This window comes from Streptomyces sp. cmx-4-9 (assembly GCF_046548835.1).
Taxonomy (GTDB): Bacteria; Actinomycetota; Actinomycetes; order Streptomycetales; family Streptomycetaceae; genus Streptomyces.
Map to the genome: position 1 here is coordinate 95,136 of NZ_JAEBEE010000005.1, position 16,772 is coordinate 111,907.

Consider the following 16,772-nt stretch of genomic DNA (forward strand, 5'->3'; position numbering starts at 1 on the left):
GGGACGGCCGGCGACGGCGAGGCGGGCAGGCCGGCGGGGCGGGGCGGGCCGGTGGGGCCGGGCGGGCCGGTGGGGCCGGGCGGGCCGGGCGGGCCGGTGCACGGACGGTCCGGCGGGGCCGGGCGGCGCGGCCCGGTCACCAGGCGAGGTCCTCCAGGGCGTCCAGGTCCGGCGCGGCCGGCCCTGGCGGCTCCTCCTCCGCCGTCAGCGGCAGCTCCGCCCAGATGACCTTGCCGCGGTCGGTGTAGCGGGTGCCCCACCGCTCGGCGTACTGCGCGACCAGGAACAGGCCGCGGCCGCCCTCGTCGGTGGTGGCGGCGTACCGCAGGTGCGGCGAGGTGCTGCTGCCGTCGGACACCTCGACGATCAGGTTCCGGTCCCGCAGCAGGCGGACCCGTACGGGCGCGCTCCCGTACCGGATGGCGTTGGTGACCAGCTCGCTGAGGATCAGCTCGGTGGTGAAGGCGATCTCCTCCAGGCCCCAGGCGCCCAGCTGCGCCGATCCCGCGTTGCGCACCCGGGAGACGGCCGACGGGTCGCCGGGCACCTCCCACTCGGCGATCCGCTCGGCCTCCAGCCGCCGGGTGTCGGCGATCAGCAGGGCGATGTCATCGCTCGGCGAGGGGAAGAGCAGCGCCGCGAGCACGTCCGCGCAGGCCTGCTCGGGGCTTCGGCCCTGCCGCGCCAGCGTCTCACCGAGCAGGCGCAGGCCGGTGTCGAAGTCCCGGTCGCGGTCCTCGACCAGCCCGTCCGTGAACAGCGCCAGCCGGCTCGCCTCGGGGAGCTGGAACTCGGCCGCCTCGAAGGGCATGCCGCCCACCCCCAGCGGAAGGCCGGTGGGCAACTCCGGGAACTCCACCCATCCGTCGGGGCTGACCAGCGCGGGGCCGGGGTGGCCGGCGCTGGCCATCACGCACCGCCCCGAAGCCGGGTCGTACACCGCGTAGAGGCAGGTGGCCCCGGTGACCTGGGCTGCTTCCCCCAGGCCGTCGGGCCCGTCCTGCGCCCCGGCCCCCGGCTCCCCGGACCCGTCCGGGTCCCCGTCCCCGCCGCCGTCCCCGGCCCGGGCCTCGTTCTGGTCGATCCGGTTGATCAGCTCGTCCAGGTGGCCGAGGAGTTCGTCGGGCGGCAGGTCCAGCGTCGAGAAGTTGTGCACGGCGGTCCGCAGCCGCCCCATCGTGGCCGCGGCGTGCACCCCGTGGCCGACGACGTCGCCGACGACCAGCGCCACCCGGGCCCCCGGCAGCGGGATCACGTCGAACCAGTCCCCGCCCACACCGGCCTTCGCGGGCAGGTAGCGGAAGGCGACGTCCACGGCGCTCTGGTCGGGCAGCACCCGGGGCAGCAGGCTGCGCTGGAGCGTCACCGCCATCGCGTGCTCACGGGTGAAGCGGCGGGCGTTGTCGATGGACACGGCCGCCCGCGCCGCCAGCTCCTCGGCGAAGGACAGGTCCTCCTCGTCGAAGGGCTCCGCCGTGTCGGCGGCCCGCCAGAAGTTGGCCATGCCGAGGACCACACCCCGCGCCTGGAGGGGTACGGAGATCAGCGAGTGCAGCCCGTAGTCCAAGGCGACGCGCGTCCCGTCGGCGTCCTGTGCGCGCCAGCCCATCGCGGAGTCCAGGTCGGCGGCGAGCACCCCCCGCCCCGCGGCCAGGGCCGCCGCCATCGGCGCCGTCGGCACCACGAAGCGGATGACGTCGCCGACGGGCTGGAGCGGCTGGTCCGCGCGGACCCCGCTCATCGCCGCCCGCCGCATCTCCGTGTACCGGCCGGTCACCGGCGAGGGCTCGTCCCCGCGCAGCACCGGGTCGAGCAGCTCCACGGTGACGAAGTCCGCGAAGCGGGGGACGGCCACCTCGGAGAGCTCCTCCGCGGTGCGCACCACGTCCAGGGTGGTGCCGATGCGCACGCCCGCGTCGTACAGCAGCTGGAGCCTGCCGCGGGCCACTTCCGCCCGGCCGGAGACCGCGGCGAGCTCGGTGGAGTCGCGCAGCGTCATGACGGTGCCGGAGGGCTGGCCCCCGTACGGCTTGGTGGGCCGCACGTTGACCGCGAGCAGCCGGTCGGCGGCCAGGTGCACCTCGTCCGTCACCACCCGGCCGGAGATGATCAGCTCGGCGGTGCCCGGGTCCAGGCCGAGGTCGCCCACGTGGCGCTGTTCGGGATCGGGCGGCAGGTCGAGGAGCCGGCGGGCCTCGTCGTTGGCGAGGACCAGCCGGTGGTCGGCGTCGACGATGAGCACGCCCTCGCGCACGGCGTGCAGAACCGCCTCGTGGTGTTCGTTCATCCGGGTCATCTCGGCGGCGCCCATGCCGTGGGTCTGGCGCCGCAGGCGGCGGCTGACCAGGGCGGCGCCGCCGGTGCCCAGCAGCAGGGCGCCCACGGCCGCGCCGAGCAGGAGCGGCAGCTGGTCCTCGACCGTGTCGCTGACGTTCTCCACCTCGATACCGGTGCTGACCAGCCCGACGACCGCGCCGCGGGAGTCGCGTACGGGAACCACGGAGCGGACCGCGTCGCTCGGCTTCCCCGTGAAGGTCTCGGTGAAGGACTGCCCGGCCACGGCGCGCGTGAGGTCACCGCTGGCGCGCTGGCCGATCAGCTCCGGCCGGGCGTCGGTGTACCGGGTCCCCTCCAGGCTCAGTACGGCGATGAAGTCCACCCCCGAGGCCCGGCGGGCGGCCTCGGCCAGCGGCTGGAGCACGGCGGTGGGGTCGGGCTCCTGCAGGGCCGCGGGCAGGCCGGGGGCGTGGGCGAAGGCCTCGGCCGCGGCGAGCGAGCGGTGGGCGGCGTCCCGGCGGCTGTCGAAGCGGGCCTGGACGACGAGGGCGGAGGCGGCCGCCGCGATCAGCAGCAGCACGATCACCGCCTGGAGGGCGAAGACCTGGCCGGCGACGCTGCGGACCCACTGGGACAGGCGCGCGAGCAGGCGCTGGCCCCATCGGGTCGGCTGCCGACCACCTCGTCCGGTCATGAGCCATTTCTAACACTGTCGAGGGAGTTTGGGAGTGGCTGCCGGTACGCCGCCACCGGGCGGGACGCCTGCTTCCGCATCCGGTGCCCAGCGGGTCCGGGGACGGCGGCGGCCCGGACCCCTGGAGGGGGCCGGGCCGTACCGTGCGGCTGCGGGTCCGCTCAGAGGACGTCGGCGGCGATGTTCTCCGCGACCTGCTCCAGCAGGGGCCCCGCCTGGGGGATGGACTTCGCCGGGTCCGGTTCCAGGTCCGTCAGCGGGTACGCCCGGCGGATGCCGGCCGCCTCCAGGGCCTCCTGGGACAGCAGCAGACGGCCGCACACGGCCACCACCGGCTTGCCCGCCGCGCGCGCGGCGGCCGCCACGCCCGCGGGCGCCTTGCCGTGCAGGGTCTGCTCGTCCAGGGAGCCCTCGCCGGTGATGACCAGGGTGGCCCGCTCCAGCGCCGGGGCGAAGCCCAGCACCTCCAGCATCAGCTCGATGCCCGGACGGAAGGTCGCACCCAGCAGCAGGGCCCCGTAGCCGATGCCGCCCGCGCCGCCCGCGCCCGGAAGCACGGCGCACTCGGCGGCCTTCGCGCCGACCGACTTCTCCAGCACCACGGCGAAGTGGGCCAGGGCCGCGTCGAGGGCGGCCACGTCCTCGGGGGAGGCGCCCTTCTGCGGGCCGTAGACCGCGGGCGCGCCCTTCGGGCCCGTCAGCGGGTTGTCCACATCGCTGGCGAGGACGAAGTCCACGTCGGCGAAGCGGGGGTCGATCCCGGACAGGTCGGCGGAGGCCAGGTCGGCCAGTGCGCCGCCGCCCGGGCCGACGGGTTCGCCGTTCGCATCCAGGAACACGGCACCCAGGGCGGCCAGCATGCCGGCGCCGCCGTCGGTGGTGGCGCTGCCGCCCACGCCGAAGACGATCGAGCGGGCGCCCGCGTCCAGGGCGGCCTTCAGCAGCTCGCCGGACCCGTACGTGGTGGCCGTCAGCGGGGCGAAGGTGCCCGCCGGCAGCAGCTGGAGCCCGGAGGCCTCCGCCATCTCGACCACGGCGGTGCCGTCGCGCAGCGCGAAGGCGGCCGTGACCTGGTCGCCGAGCGGTCCGGTGACCCGTACCTCCCGGCGCTCGAAACCGGCCGCCACCGCGGCCGCGACCGTGCCGTCGCCGCCGTCCGCGACGGGGAGGGTCTCGATCTCCACGTCCGGTACGGCCCTGCGGAGACCTGCCGTGACCCGCTCCGCGACCTGCACGGCCGTGAGCGAGCCCTTGAATTTGTCCGCGGCGATGAGCACGCGCGCGGCCTCAGTTACTGCTCCGTCCGTCACCTTGCTATTCCCTTGCTATCGAACAGTGCAGTCGCGCCGCCATGAGCTTATCCGGAGGATCCTCCTATGCCCATGAGTGCTCTGGGCCACACCCGGCGCGCGATGCCCGCAAATGCCCACATAACCCTCCGTGGCGGCTCCGGCCGGCCCGAAACCGGGCGCCGGACCAAGATCCCCGGACCCCGAGGCGGCTGGGTAGGGTTGCGGACGTGACCACCACGGATGACTACGCCACCTACATCGCGAGCCTGCCCCGGGTGCTGGCCGGCGCGGCCGCCCTCTACCGGGACGCCGCGGGCCGGGTCCTGCTCGTCGAGCCCAACTACCGCGAGGGCTGGGCCCTGCCGGGCGGCACCATCGAATCGGACCTGGGCGAGTCACCGCGCGCCGCCGCCCGCCGCGAGAGCGCCGAGGAGATCGGCATCGACCTGCCCCTCGGCCGGCTGCTCGCCGTCGACTGGACGCTCGGCGCGGCCCGCCCGCCGCTCGTCGCCTACCTCTACGACGGCGGGGTGCTGGACGACGCGCAGTTGGCCTCCCTCGTGCTCCAGGAAGAAGAGCTGCTGTCCTGGCGCCTGGTCGAGCCCGCCGAACTCACCGCCTACCTGCCCGGATCGCTGGGCCTGCGCGCCCAGGAGGCCTACCGCGTCCTGGAGTCGGGCGAGGGCGCGGCGGAACTGGAGAACGGCCGCCGCCCCACCGCCCGGTGAGCACCGGGTCCCGTCACACCGCGTCTACGCCGAGCAGGACAGAATCCAGCAGATGATCACCATGTACGCCTGGCCCAGCACCGCGGACGGGCCCGACGCCCTTCCCATGGTCCACTTCACCACCGAGCAGCAGGCCGGCGGGGAGGTCACCGAGGAAGGCACGCCCGTCTGGCTCTTCGACACCGCGATACGCGACGGCGGCTGGGCCCAGTTCACCGACTTCGAGGGCTGGTCCGTGCCCGCCGCGGGCTGGCAGGCCTTCTACCGTCGCGAGGACGACCTCCTCGCCGTCACCGGCCCCGGCTCCTGCGAGGGCTGGTATCAGGGCAACCTCGGCGCCGACGCCGACTGGGTGGAGGCGGCCGCCACCCAGCAGAGCGTGGTCCTGCTCGCCGCCCCCGTCCAGCACCCCTCGCTGTACGGCTACGCCGTCGAGGCGGGCGCCGCGTTCGCCCTGCTGGTCCCGCTCGCCGTGGTCTGACGGCCCGGCCCGGACCGCCCTGCCGCCCCCGGCTCCTTCTTCTCCAGCTCCAGCAGCCGCACCTTGCGGTCCAGCCCGCCGCCGTAGCCCGTCATCGCGCCCGAGGCCCCGATCACGCGGTGGCACGGGACGATGATGCTCACCGGGTTCCTCCCGTTGGCCAGGCCCACCGCGCGCGAGGCGCTCGGCTTGCCGAGCTCCGCCGCGAGCCGCCCGTACGACCACGTCTCGCCGTAGGGGATCCGTACCAGCTGGTCCCACACGCTGCGCTGGAACGCGGTGCCCTCCAGGTGCACCGGGACGGTGAACTCCCGCAGCTCCCCGGCGAAGTAGGCCGTCAGCTCCCGGAGCACGGCCGGGAACGGGGCCTCGGCCGCCGGGACCCGCTCCCCGAAGGACTCCTCGCCCGGCCGGTGCCGGTGGTCCGTCATGTACAGCGCACTGAGGACCCCGCCGGTGGAGACCAGGGTGAGCGGCCCCAGGGGGCTCTCGACGACGGTGTACTGCTTGCCGGTGGTGCTCATGGGAGTGCTCCTCAGACGGGCAGGTGGTTGACGGGGTGGGCGTCGGTGGCCCACAGGTACTGCACGGCGTACGCGCGCCAGGGCCGCCAGTCGGCCGCCCGGGCGGTCAGCGCCGCCGGGGTGGAGGGCAGCCCCAGCCCCCGCGCCGCCCGGCGGATGCCCAGATCGGAGGGCAGGAAGGCGTCCGGGTCGCCCAGTGCCCGCATCGCGATCACCTCGGTGGTCCACGGCCCGAAGCCGGGCAGCGCCGAGAGCCGGGCCCGCGCGGCCTCCCAGTCGCTGTCGATGCCGAGCGGCAGGGAGCCGTCGGCGAGCGCCGAGACCAGCGTGGTGAGGGTGGTGCGCCGGCTGCGCGGCAGGGCCAGCTCCTGCGGGTCCAGTCCGGCCAGCGCCTGCGGTGAGGGGAAGAGGCGGGTCAGCCCGCCCTGCGGGTCCTCGACGCGCTCCCCGTACGCGCTCACCAGCCGGCCGGCGTGCGTCCGGGCCGCGGCCGTGGACACCTGCTGGCCCAGGACGGCCCGTACGGCGAACTCCGCCGCGTCGACCGTGCGCGGGACCCGCCGGCCGGGAGCCTTGTCCACCAGCGGCGCCAGCAGCGGGTCGCGCCGCAGCTGCCCGTCGACCGCCACGGGGTCGGCGTCCAGGTCGAGCATCCACCGGCAGCGGCTGATGGCGATGGTCAGGTCCCGCAGGTCGGTGAGGGCCAGCCGGCAGCCGACGTGGTCGGGCTGCGGGGTCAGGGCCACGATCCCGGTGCCGTAGGGCAGGCGCAGCGTCCGGCGGTAGGCGCCGTCGCGCCACTCCTCGACCCCGGGCACGGCGGTCGCGGCGAGGTGGCCGAAGAGGTTGTCGGGGTTCAGGGGGCTGCGGAACGGCAGCCGCAGGCTGATGGTCCCCGGGATCCGCGGCTCGGTGCCCCGCCGCCGGCCGGCCTTCGCCGCCCTCTCGCGCAGCGCGCTGGGGGAGAGGGCGAAGACCTCGCGGACGGTGTCGTTGAAGGTACGGATCGAGGAGAACCCGGCGGCGAAGGCGACGTCGCCCATGGGCAGTTCGGAGGTCTCGATGAGCAGCCGCGCGGTCTGGGCCCGCTGGGCCCGGGCCAGGGCCAGCGGTCCGGCCCCCAGTTCGGCGCTCAGCTGCCGCTCCACCTGGCGGGCGGAGTAGCCGAGGCGGGTGGCGAGGCCGGGCACGCCCTCGCGGTCGACGACCCCGTCCTGGATGAGCCGTACCGCGCGGGCCACGGCGTCGGCCCGGGCGTTCCACTCGGGGGAGCCCGGACTGGTGTCCGGCCGGCACCGCTTGCAGGCCCGGAAACCGGCCTGCTGACAGGCGGCGGCGCTGGGCAGGAACGTCATGTTCTCGACTTTGGGGGGCACCGCCGGGCAGCTGGGCCGGCAGTAGATCCGGGTGGTCAGGACCGCGGTGAAGAACCAGCCGTCGAAGCGGGCGTCCTTCGACTGCACGGCTCTGACGCAGCGCTCGGTGTCGGTGTGCATGGATCCAGGATCCCGGGGGGCGGGGAGAGGGGCTGGCGGTTTTCCGACATCAAGGCTACGCCGGCCCGGTCCGCCAGGCCGCCGACAGCCGGTGGGCGGCCACGGCCAGGGTCAGCGCGATCAGGTCGTGCGGACGGGACAGCGAGCGGGCGGTCAGCTGCTCCAGGCGGCGCAGCCGGTTGAAGACGGTGTTGCGGTGACAGTACAGCCGGGTCGCCGCCCGGCCCGCCGAGCCCTCCGCCGCCAGCCATGCGTCCAGGGTCTCCAACAGGACCGCCCGGTCCGCCGGATCGAGCTCCAGGAGGGGCCCCAGCACCTCCTGCACCAGTTCGCCCGCGAGTTCGGGCTGGCGCACGACCAGGGCCGTGGGCAGCCGCTGCGACAGCTTGACCAGGGTTCGCTCCTCCGCCCCGCAGGTGGCCAGCGCCGTCTCCGCGAGCCGCCGGGCCCGGCCCAGCTCCGCCAGCCCGTCCACCACCGGGCCGATCCCGCCGGGGCCCGGGCAGCGGTCGGCCAGCTCCGCCGCCAGCTCGTCCAGCGAGCAGGTGCCGAGGGCGACCACCGCCAGCTCGTGCTCCGCCCGCATCCGCCAGAACAGCCGCATGCCGCCCGCCGCCGTCACCCGGTGCACCGAGTCCCGCCGGTCCACCGGCAGGACGACCACGGCGTAGCGGCCCTGCTCCGGCAGGTCCAGCCCGGCCGCCGCCCGCGCCGCCAGGCCCGGCGCCGCGTCCCCCTCCAGCAGGGCGTCGAGCAGCGCCTGCACCCGCTCGTCGCTGCGCCGCCGCATCTCCTGCTCGCCCGCCCGGTAGGCCTCCGCCGTCGCCGCCGCCTGCTGCTCGATCCCCGCCCACATCGCCCCCGCCGTACGGGCCAGCACCGGCAGGGCCTCCGGGTCCTCCTCGGTGACGATGTCCAGCAGGGCGTCCCAGGTGAGGCGGCCCGCGCGGCGGTAGGCGTACAGCAGCAGGTCCAGCGGCAGCCCCTGTTCGGCCCGCCTCCGGCCCAGCTCCTCCGCGTACTCAAGGTCCTTGCGCAGATCCGAGCGGCGCGCCGCGAAGGCCTCGATGCCGTACCGCATCGCCTCGGTGACCTGCTGCCAGTGCTCGTCGCGCGGCACCGCCAGGTCGTACAGCGGAGAGTGCTTCGCCAGGTCGCCGATCAACTGCTCCGTCAGCACCGGGACACGGTCCAGCAGCACCTCGGCCGCCGTCAGCAGCACCGACCACTCCGCCTCCGTGCGCGCCCTGCGTCCGCCCATGGCCGCTGAGGATGCCACCCCGGCAGCGCTCGCGTAAGGGGCCCGGTCAGCAGGTCTGTGCCCCTGCACAGCCGCACCCCGGTCCCGGCTGGTCATCCGCAGCGATTCCGGTTCCGGCCGTGGACGGCCGGCCCGGCCCGGTGCTGGTCTGTGCGCCAGCACAAGGCCCGGACGTGGCCTGGCAGGAGGAGGGGATGTGGCCTCGCTTCAGGTGCGCGGGCTGTCCGTCGGCTACGGGCCGGTACGGGCGCTGCGCGACGTGACACTGGACGTGCCCGAGGGGTCGGTGGTCGTCGTGCTCGGTGGGAACGGCGCGGGCAAGTCGACCCTGCTGCGCGCGGTGTCCCGGACCCTCGGCTTCCACCGGGGGGCCGTCACCGCCGGGACCCTCGCACTCGACGGCCGGCCGCTGCCCGGTCCGGGGCCGGACCGGGCCGTCGCCGCCGGGGTGGTCCAGGTCCCCGAGGGCCGCCAGGTGTTCGCCCGGATGACCGTCGCCGACAACCTCCGGGCCGGCGCCCTCGGGGCCCGGGCCGGCTCCCGTGCCGACATCGCCCGCTCCCTGGCCCGGGTCCACGCCCTCTTCCCCGTCCTCGCACGGCGGACCGGGCAGCGCGCCGGACTGCTCTCCGGCGGGGAGCAGCAGATGCTGGCCCTGGGCCGGGCGCTGATGGCCCGTCCGCGGCTGCTGCTGCTGGACGAGCCCTCCCTGGGCCTGGCACCGAAGATGGCCGCGACCATCGCCGAGACGGTCACGGAGATCAACGCGGCGGGCACCTCGGTCCTGCTCGTGGAGCAGAACGCGGCCCTGGCGCTCCGGCTCGCCTCCCATGCCTACGTCCTGGAGGTCGGCGAGGTCACCCTGTCGGGCCCGGCGGCCGAGCTGGCGGCCTCGGACGAGGTCCGCCGCCGCTACCTCGGACTGACCGGCCCCGCGGACGGGACCGTGCCGGCCCCGCGCAGCCCCCGCGCCCTGGCCCGGTGGTCCGGATGACCCGCCCCCCGGCCCCCGCCGAGGAGGCCGTCCCGGCGCTCACCGTCAGCGGGGTCACCGTCCGCTTCGCCGGGCTGACCGCCCTCGACGGCGTGTCCTTCACCGTCGAGCCGGGCAGCGTCCACGCGGTCATCGGACCCAACGGCGCAGGCAAGTCCACCTGCTTCAACGTGCTCTCCGGGGTCTACCGGGCCACGTCCGGGAGCGTCCGCTTCGGCGCCGCCGAACTCACCGGACTCGCCCCGCACGCGGTCGCCGCCCTCGGCGTCGCCCGCACCTTCCAGAACCTGGCCCTGCCCGCACACACCACCGTCGCGGACAGCCTGCTGCTGGGCCGGCACCGGCTCATGCGCTCCGGGTTCCTCGCCACCGGGCTGCGGCTCCCCTCCGCGGCCCGCGAGGACCGCCGCCACCGGGAGCGCGTCCGCGAGATCGCCGCCTTCGTCGGCCTGGAGGACGACCTGGCCGCGCCCGCGGGCTCCCTCCCGTACGGGAAGCAGAAACTCGTCGAGCTGGGCCGGGCCCTGTGCATGGAGCCCCGGCTGCTGCTCCTGGACGAGCCCGTCGCCGGGATGACCGCGGACGAACGGCAGCGGACCGCCGCCGTGATCGCGGGCGTCCGGGACGGCCTCGGCATCTCGATCGTGCTGGTCGAACACGACATGGGGGTGGTGATGCGGCTCGCGGACGCGGTGACCGTACTCGACTTCGGCAGACGGATCGGCGGCGGGACCCCCGCCCAGGTGCAGGACGACCCCGCGGTCGTGCGCGCCTACCTCGGCGAGGAGGACCCGGCAGCGTGACCACTTTCCTGGAACTCCTCCTCGGCGGGCTCTCCATGGGCTCCGTCTACGCACTGATCGCCCTCGGCTTCGTGGTGATTTTCAAAGCCACCGAGGTCGTCAACTTCGCCCACGCCTCCCTCCTCCTCGCCGGCGGGTACGTCACCGCCGTCCTGCACGACGAGATCGGCTTCTGGCCGGCCCTCGCCGTCGGCGCCGCCTCGGCCGCCGCCGTCGGCGCTGCGGTCGAGTTCCTCGTGATGCGCCGCTACCGCGGCCAGGACCAGAGCGTGCTCGCCATCGTCACCATCGGGGTGGACATCCTGCTCACCACCGACCTCACCCGGCGCATCGGCACGGACGTCCTCGCGCTCGGCGACCCCTGGCGAGACGCGGTGGTCCACCTCGGCCCGGTCACCCTCCCGCAGACCCGCATCGCCGCCTTCGTCTGCGCGGGCCTCCTGATCGGGGCGTTCCTCCTGGTGTTCCGTTACACCGCCTGGGGCGTCGCCATGCGGGCGGCCGCCGAGAAGCCGGAGACCGCCGCACTGATGGGCGTCCGGCTCGGCCGGGTCTCCCTGGCCGCCTGGGCGGTCGCCGGGGCCCTGGCCGCCGTGGCGGCGCTCTTCCTCACCGTCTTCCCCACCCCCGGCCTGGAGCGGGCCACCTCCCTGGCCGCCCTCAAGGCCTTCCCCGCGGCCATCCTCGGCGGCCTGGACTCCACCACCGGAGCCCTGGCCGGCGGCCTGATCGTCGGCGTCACCGAAGCCATGGCCACCGGCTACCAGAGCCAGCTCGCCTTCCTCGGCCGCGGCATCGGCGACCTCGCCCCCTATGTGGTCATGGTCGTGGTGCTGCTGATGCGTCCCGCGGGCCTCTTCGGCACGAAGGAGCTCGCCCGTGTCTGACACCGCCTCCCGCGCCGGCCGCACCCGGTACGCCCTGTGGGCCGCGGCAGGGCTGGTCCTGCTCGCCCTGCCCTTCTACCTGGACCGGTTCTGGCTCCAGGCCGGGCTCTTCGCCATCGCCGCGGGGATCGGGGCCATCGGGCTCAACCTGCTCACCGGGGCCACCGGCCAGCTGTCCATGGGGCACGCCTTCTTCCTCGCCGTCGGCGCCTACGGGTACTGCGCGCTGGCCGGGGACGGCGGGCGCTCCGGCGGCCACGAGCTGGTCGGCCTCGGCCTGCCCAGCTGGCTCGCGGCCGTGCTCGCCGTCGTCCTCGCGGGAGCCGCCGGAGGGCTGTTCAGCCCGATCGCCGGCCGCCTGCGCGGCGCGTACCTCGGCATCGCCACGCTCGCGCTGATCTTCATAGGGCAGCACGTCCTGTTCAACGCCACCGCCCTCACCGGCGGCTTCAACGGCCGGGCCGTCGAGCCGCTCTCCCTCCTCGGGTTCACCTTCGACGACACGGAGTCCGTGGTCGCCGCCGTGCCCTTCCGGTCCGCCGAGAAACTCTGGTACGCGGCCCTCGCCGCGCTCCTGGCCTGCGGCCTGTTCGCCCGCGGGGTCCTGCGGGGGCGGCCCGGCCGCGCCCTGAACGCCGTCCGCGACCACCAGGTCGCCGCCGGGGTCATGGGCGTCCCCGTGGCGCGCTACCGGGCCGCGGTCTTCGTCCTGTCCTCCATGTACGCGGGGCTGGCCGGGGTGCTGCTCGCCCTGGTCTTCCAGCGCACCGTCCCCGACTACTTCGGCATGGTCCTGTCCCTGGAGTACCTCGCCATGATCGTGATCGGCGGCCTCGGCACGGTCGCGGGCGCCGTCCTCGGCGCCGTGTTCGTCTCCCTGCTGCCCCAGCTGCTCACCCGCTACAGCGAAGCCCTCCCGCTCGTCTCGGCCCCCGGCACCGGCGGGGTCTCCCCGGGCGAGGCGTCCCGCTACCTCTACGGCGCGGCCGTCGTCGCGGTCGTCCTCTTCCTCCCGGGCGGCCTCGCCCGGATCCGCCGCCCCGGCCCCGCCCGGGTCCGCCCCTCCCAGCCCGTACGCCCCTCGAAGGAGCCAGCGTGAACAGATCAGGCCCGCACCGCAGGACACGACGAGCCACGGCGGCCCTGGCGGCCGCCCTCGTCCTCACCGGGGCCGCCGGCTGCAGTGCCAAGGCGGGTGGCGGCGGCGAGGACAAGCCCGCCGAAGGGGGAGTCACGACGGGCACCGGGGTCACCGCGACCGCCATCAGGCTCGGCGCCCTGACCGACATGACCGGCGTCTACGCCTCGCTGGGCAAGAGCGTCACCCAGGCCCAGCAGCTGTGGATCAAGCAGGCCAACGCCTCCGGCGGGATCTGCGGACGCCGGCTGGAGCTGACCGTCCGCGACCACGGCTACGACCCGCAGAAGGCGCTGGCCGGCTACACGGAGCTGGAGCCGCAGGTCCTCGGCTTCGCCCAGTTCATCGGGTCCCCGTTCGTGGCCGCCGTCAAGGACCGCGTCGAGGGCCAGGACAAGGGCCTGGTCGTCCCGCAAGCCTGGTCCGCCTCGCTGCTGGGCAGCGCGTCGATCCGGACGATCGGGGCCACCTACGACATCGAGACCGTCAACGCCGTCGGCTACCTCCTCGACCAGAAGCGGATCGCCTCCGGAGACCGGATCGGACACGTGTACTTCGAGGGGGACTACGGCGAGAACGCCCTCGCCGGGGCGAAGCACGCGGCCGGCAAGGCCGGGCTGACCATCGTCGAGCAGAAGATCAAGCCCACCGACAACGACATGTCCGCCCAGGTGGCGGCCCTCAAGCAGGCCGGGGTCAAGGCCGTCGTGGTCAGCGCCGGGCCCAAGCAGGCGGCCTCGCTCGTCGGCGTGGCGGCGGCGGGCGGCTGGAACGTCCCGGTCGTCGGCAACAACTCGGCCTTCGCCCCGCAGCTGCTCGCCACCCCGGCCGGCGCGGCCCTGCAGAAGGACTACTACGTCGCCGCCTCCAGCCTGCCGATCGGCGACCCCGCCCCCGGCCCCGCGGCCCTTGCCGCGGCCTACAAGGCGGAGTACCCGGACGCGGGCCTCGACAACGGCGTGGTCGCGGGGTACACGGCCGCGGCGGTCTACGGGGAGGCGCTGAAGAAGGCCTGCGCCGACAAGGACCTCACCCGGGCGGGCGTCGGCAAGGCCCTCCTGGGCCTGAAGTCCTACGACGGGGGATTCGGGATCACCCACGACTTCTCCGACCCCAAGGCCCCCTCCACCCGGCAGAGCGTGATCATGAAGCCGGACGCACAGGTCCCCGGCGGGCTGAAGGTGGTCAAGGAAGCCGCCGTCGCCCCGGCCGCCCAGGACTACACCCCGGCCGGCTGACCGGCCCGGGACGACGCGAAGGCCCCGGATGCCAGTGGCATCCGGGGCCTTCGTCCGTGTGCGGTCAGCGCAGCGAGGCGCGGGCCTCGCGGCGGTTGTGCCGGAAGGTGTTCGCCCGGCGGGTCGTCGCGAACAGGGGGATGGTCGCCGCCAGCGCGATCTGCAGGGCGCAGCCCGTCTGGAGCAGCAGCTGCCCGCCCGGGGCCTCGAAGGCCCAGGCCGCCAGCAGGCCCATCGCACCGACGATCCAGCAGAGCATCGCCACCGCGAGGACACCCCGCGGCTTGGGGTACTCGACGCGGCTCACCATCAGCCAGGCCACCCCGATGATCGCCAGCAGCGTCGGGACGAACGGCAGCTCCAGCAGCACGACCGAGACGACCGTCAGCGCGCCGAAGGGGCTCGGCATGCCCTGGAACATGCCGTCCTTCAGCGTCACACAGCTGAATCTCGCGAGTCGGAGCACCACCGCGAGCAGCACCACGATGGCGGCCAGGGCCGACATCTTCTGGTGCGCGTCGTCGGCGACCATGCCGTAGACCAGCACGAAGTACGCCGGAGCGAGTCCGAAGCTGATCAGGTCGGACAGGTTGTCCAGCTCGGCGCCCATCGGCGAGCTGCGCAGCTTGCGGGCCACGATGCCGTCGAAGAGGTCGAAGACCGCCGCGAGGAGCATCAGTATCACCGCGGTGGCCGCGCTGTGCCGGGCCATGCCCGACTCGCCGCTGCCGGTCAGGTGCGGGATGAGGATTCCGGTGGTGGTGAAGTACACCGCCATGAACCCGCACGTCGCGTTACCGAGGGTGAGGGTGTCCGCTATCGACAGCCGCAGCGAGAGCGGCATGTCGTCCTCGGCGGACTCCTCCTCGGCGGACTCGGGCACCCAGCCGGCGGAAGGGGTCTCGGGGTCAGTCACGGTCAATTCGGGTCACCCCCGCGGTGGTGGTCTGACCGACCTCGACCGCGACCTCGACGCCCTCGGGGAGGTAGATGTCGACGCGCGAGCCGAAGCGGATCAGACCGATGCGTTCGCCCTGCTCGACCTTGGTGCCGGCCGGCAGGTACGGGACGATGCGGCGTGCGACGGCGCCGGCGATCTGCACCATCTCGATGTCACCGAGCTCGGTGTCGAAGTGCCAGACGACGCGCTCGTTGTTCTCGCTCTCCTTGTTGAACGCCGGGACGAACCCGCCGGGGACGTGCTCCACGGACGTCACCGTGCCCGCCAGGGGCGCGCGGTTGACGTGGACGTTCAGCGGGCTCATGAAGATCGCGACCCGGGTCCGCCCGTCCTTCCACGGCATGATGCTCTGCACCACACCGTCGGCGGGCGAGATGACACGGCCCGGGGCGATCTCACGCTCGGGGTCGCGGAAGAACCACAGCATGCCCGCCGCGAGCGCGGTGGCGGGCACGGCCGCCGCGGCCCAGCGCCCGGACTTGCGCGCCCGGGTGAGGCTGAGCGCCGCGGTGGCGACGGTCGGCAGGAGCCACGGCGATGCTCCGCGTGCGAGACGTCCGTTGAGGAAGCCGACGCGAGGTGCAGAGGTTTGGCTGTGGGGCATGGATGACCTTCGTAGCGGGTGATTGCCGCGCCGCAAACGGGGGGACAGGACGGCGGCTTTACTGGAATGCTATCGGTTGCGCGCAACAACTGGGCAAGCCAGAAGCCGAGTCGATGGCCGTCGGCCAGTGACTGCCTGTGACCCGCTCGCGACGAACCCGTGGACGATTCGCCACAAAGGGGACTTTCAGCCCTGGAGGCGGTACTCCTCAAGCAGGCGCCGCCCGATGATCATTTTCTGGATCTCGGCCGTACCTTCACCGATGAGCAGCATCGGGGCCTCGCGGTAGAGGCGCTCGATCTCGTACTCCTTCGAGAAGCCGTACCCGCCGTGGATGCGGAAGGCGTCCTCCACCACCTCCTTGCAGTACTCGGAGGCGAGGTACTTCGCCATCCCTGCTTCGAGGTCGTTTCGTTCCCCGGAGTCCTTTTTGCGTGCTGCATTGACCATCATCGCATGGGCGGCTTCGACCTTGGTAGCCATCTCGGCCAGCTTGAACTGAATGGCCTGGTGCTCGGCGATCGGCTTACCGAAAGTGTGACGTTGCTGGGCATAGGAGACGCCGAGCTCGAAGGCACGCTGAGCGACCCCGCAGCCACGCGCCGCCACGTTGACGCGGCCGACCTCGACTCCGTCCATCATTTGGTAAAACCCTCGGCCGGTCGCCCCGCCCAGGACCCGATTGGCCGGAATGCGCAGTCCGTCCATGATGAGCTCGGTCGTGTCGACGCCCTTGTAGCCCATCTTGTCGATCTTGCCCGGGATGGTCAGCCCCGGACGGACCTCGCCGAAGCCGGGCTCCTTCTCCACGAGGAAGGTCGTCATCGACTTGTGCGGCGCCGTGCCCTCGGGGTGTCCTTCGTCACTGCGCACCAGGACGGCCACCAGGGTGGAGCTGCCGCCGTTCGTCAGCCACATCTTCTGGCCGTTCAGGACGTACTCGTCGCCGTCCTTGACCGCCTTGGACGTGATGGCCGACACGTCGGAGCCGAGGGCCGGCTCGGACATCGAGAACGCGCCGCGCACCTCGCCCAGCGCCATGCGGGGCAGGAAGTGGTCCTTCTGCTCCTGCGTGCCGTGCTGCTTGAGCATGTACGCCACGATGAAGTGCGTGTTGATGATGCCCGACACGGACATCCAGCCGCGCGCTATCTCCTCCACGCACAGCGCGTAGGTGAGCAGCGACTCACCCAGGCCGCCGTACTCCTCCGGGATCATCAGCCCGAACAGGCCGAGCTCCTTGAGGCCGTCGACGATGTCCTGCGGGTACTCGTCGCGGTGCTCCAGCTCCGTGGCGACCGGGATGATCTCCTTGTCGACGAACTCCCGGACGGTCTTGAGGATCTCCCGCTGGACGTCCGTGAGCCCGGCGGTCTGGGCGAGTCGGGCCATGG

General features: G+C 73.8%; 15 protein-coding genes. 7 read left to right on the plus strand and 8 right to left on the minus strand.

Annotated elements, in window-relative coordinates:
* Positions 1–136: 136 nt before the first annotated feature.
* Together ACLJTM_RS16835 and ACLJTM_RS16840 are read right to left on the minus strand one after the other, a co-directional pair.
* A complete protein-coding gene (locus ACLJTM_RS16835; protein ID WP_411104409.1) occupies positions 137–2,971 on the minus strand; it encodes a SpoIIE family protein phosphatase in 2,835 nt (944 codons plus the stop codon).
* A 161-nt stretch (positions 2,972–3,132) separates the two neighbouring features.
* Positions 3,133–4,281: a glycerate kinase gene (locus ACLJTM_RS16840; protein WP_411104410.1), complete on the minus strand. Its 1,149-nt coding sequence runs from the start codon at positions 4,279–4,281 to the stop codon at positions 3,133–3,135.
* Positions 4,282–4,490: 209 nt separating this feature from the next.
* Here ACLJTM_RS16840 and ACLJTM_RS16845 point away from each other — a divergent pair, with 209 nt between their 5' ends.
* A complete protein-coding gene (locus ACLJTM_RS16845) occupies positions 4,491–4,991 on the plus strand; it encodes an NUDIX domain-containing protein (RefSeq protein WP_411104411.1) in 501 nt (166 codons plus the stop codon).
* Between the two features lie 52 nt (positions 4,992–5,043).
* On the plus strand, positions 5,044–5,472 hold the full coding sequence (locus tag ACLJTM_RS16850; protein ID WP_411104412.1) for a hypothetical protein: 429 nt from the start codon (positions 5,044–5,046) through the stop codon (positions 5,470–5,472).
* Here ACLJTM_RS16850 and ACLJTM_RS16855 read toward each other — a convergent pair.
* Genes ACLJTM_RS16855 through ACLJTM_RS16865 form a run of 3 tightly spaced genes read right to left on the minus strand, consistent with a single transcriptional unit; the run spans position 5,415 to position 8,753 of the window.
* Positions 5,415–5,996, minus strand: coding sequence for a methylated-DNA--[protein]-cysteine S-methyltransferase (locus tag ACLJTM_RS16855; RefSeq protein WP_411104413.1), 582 nt, complete (start codon positions 5,994–5,996; stop codon positions 5,415–5,417). The two genes, ACLJTM_RS16850 and ACLJTM_RS16855, sit on opposite strands and share 58 nt — an antisense overlap.
* Positions 5,997–6,007: 11 nt before the next feature.
* The gene (locus ACLJTM_RS16860) at positions 6,008–7,492 is read right to left on the minus strand and encodes an AlkA N-terminal domain-containing protein (protein ID WP_411104414.1); all 1,485 of its coding nucleotides are present in this window, start codon (positions 7,490–7,492) and stop codon (positions 6,008–6,010) included.
* Positions 7,493–7,547: 55 nt separating this feature from the next.
* Positions 7,548–8,753: a PucR family transcriptional regulator gene (locus ACLJTM_RS16865; protein ID WP_411104415.1), complete on the minus strand. Its 1,206-nt coding sequence runs from the start codon at positions 8,751–8,753 to the stop codon at positions 7,548–7,550.
* A 196-nt stretch (positions 8,754–8,949) separates the two neighbouring features.
* Here ACLJTM_RS16865 and ACLJTM_RS16870 point away from each other — a divergent pair, with 196 nt between their 5' ends.
* From ACLJTM_RS16870 to ACLJTM_RS16890, 5 genes are read left to right on the plus strand one after another with little or no spacing between them, the layout of a single operon-like run.
* Entirely contained in the window at positions 8,950–9,747 is a 798-nt protein-coding gene (locus tag ACLJTM_RS16870; protein WP_411104416.1) for an ABC transporter ATP-binding protein, read from the plus strand.
* Positions 9,744–10,550: an ABC transporter ATP-binding protein gene (locus ACLJTM_RS16875; RefSeq protein ID WP_411104417.1), complete on the plus strand. Its 807-nt coding sequence runs from the start codon at positions 9,744–9,746 to the stop codon at positions 10,548–10,550. The genes ACLJTM_RS16870 and ACLJTM_RS16875 overlap by 4 nt, the downstream gene beginning before the upstream one ends.
* Positions 10,547–11,437 (plus strand): branched-chain amino acid ABC transporter permease, encoded by an 891-nt coding sequence (locus ACLJTM_RS16880; RefSeq protein WP_411104418.1) that lies wholly within the window; start codon positions 10,547–10,549, stop codon positions 11,435–11,437. The genes ACLJTM_RS16875 and ACLJTM_RS16880 overlap by 4 nt, the downstream gene beginning before the upstream one ends.
* Complete coding sequence (locus tag ACLJTM_RS16885) at positions 11,430–12,536, plus strand: branched-chain amino acid ABC transporter permease (RefSeq protein WP_411104419.1); 1,107 nt, start codon at positions 11,430–11,432, stop codon at positions 12,534–12,536. Before ACLJTM_RS16880 ends, ACLJTM_RS16885 begins: the two co-directional genes overlap by 8 nt.
* Entirely contained in the window at positions 12,533–13,813 is a 1,281-nt protein-coding gene (locus tag ACLJTM_RS16890) for an ABC transporter substrate-binding protein (RefSeq protein WP_411104420.1), read from the plus strand. Before ACLJTM_RS16885 ends, ACLJTM_RS16890 begins: the two co-directional genes overlap by 4 nt.
* A gap of 64 nt (positions 13,814–13,877) precedes the next feature.
* Here the strand turns inward: ACLJTM_RS16890 and pssA are convergent, their stop codons facing one another.
* From pssA to ACLJTM_RS16905, 3 genes are all read right to left on the minus strand, one after another.
* Positions 13,878–14,657: a CDP-diacylglycerol--serine O-phosphatidyltransferase gene (pssA, locus tag ACLJTM_RS16895; RefSeq protein ID WP_411104772.1), complete on the minus strand. Its 780-nt coding sequence runs from the start codon at positions 14,655–14,657 to the stop codon at positions 13,878–13,880.
* A gap of 64 nt (positions 14,658–14,721) precedes the next feature.
* The gene (locus tag ACLJTM_RS16900) at positions 14,722–15,378 is read right to left on the minus strand and encodes a phosphatidylserine decarboxylase (protein WP_411104421.1); all 657 of its coding nucleotides are present in this window, start codon (positions 15,376–15,378) and stop codon (positions 14,722–14,724) included.
* 186 nt (positions 15,379–15,564) lie between these two features.
* Positions 15,565–16,770: an acyl-CoA dehydrogenase family protein gene (locus ACLJTM_RS16905; protein WP_411104422.1), complete on the minus strand. Its 1,206-nt coding sequence runs from the start codon at positions 16,768–16,770 to the stop codon at positions 15,565–15,567.
* Between the last annotated feature and the right edge of the window lie 2 nt (positions 16,771–16,772).

Coding starts and splice junctions, on each gene's coding strand:
- ACLJTM_RS16865 (WP_411104415.1), bottom strand. CDS start 8,753: ATGGGCGGACGCAGGGCGCGCACGGAGGCGGAGTGGTCGGTGCTGCTG.
- ACLJTM_RS16855 (WP_411104413.1), bottom strand. CDS start 5,996: ATGAGCACCACCGGCAAGCAGTACACCGTCGTCGAGAGCCCCCTGGGG.
- ACLJTM_RS16835 (WP_411104409.1), bottom strand. CDS start 2,971: ATGACCGGACGAGGTGGTCGGCAGCCGACCCGATGGGGCCAGCGCCTG.
- ACLJTM_RS16850 (WP_411104412.1), top strand. CDS start 5,044: ATGATCACCATGTACGCCTGGCCCAGCACCGCGGACGGGCCCGACGCC.
- pssA (WP_411104772.1), bottom strand. CDS start 14,657: ATGCCGCTCTCGCTGCGGCTGTCGATAGCGGACACCCTCACCCTCGGT.
- ACLJTM_RS16875 (WP_411104417.1), top strand. CDS start 9,744: ATGACCCGCCCCCCGGCCCCCGCCGAGGAGGCCGTCCCGGCGCTCACC.
- ACLJTM_RS16905 (WP_411104422.1), bottom strand. CDS start 16,770: ATGGCCCGACTCGCCCAGACCGCCGGGCTCACGGACGTCCAGCGGGAG.
- ACLJTM_RS16900 (WP_411104421.1), bottom strand. CDS start 15,378: ATGCCCCACAGCCAAACCTCTGCACCTCGCGTCGGCTTCCTCAACGGA.
- ACLJTM_RS16860 (WP_411104414.1), bottom strand. CDS start 7,492: ATGCACACCGACACCGAGCGCTGCGTCAGAGCCGTGCAGTCGAAGGAC.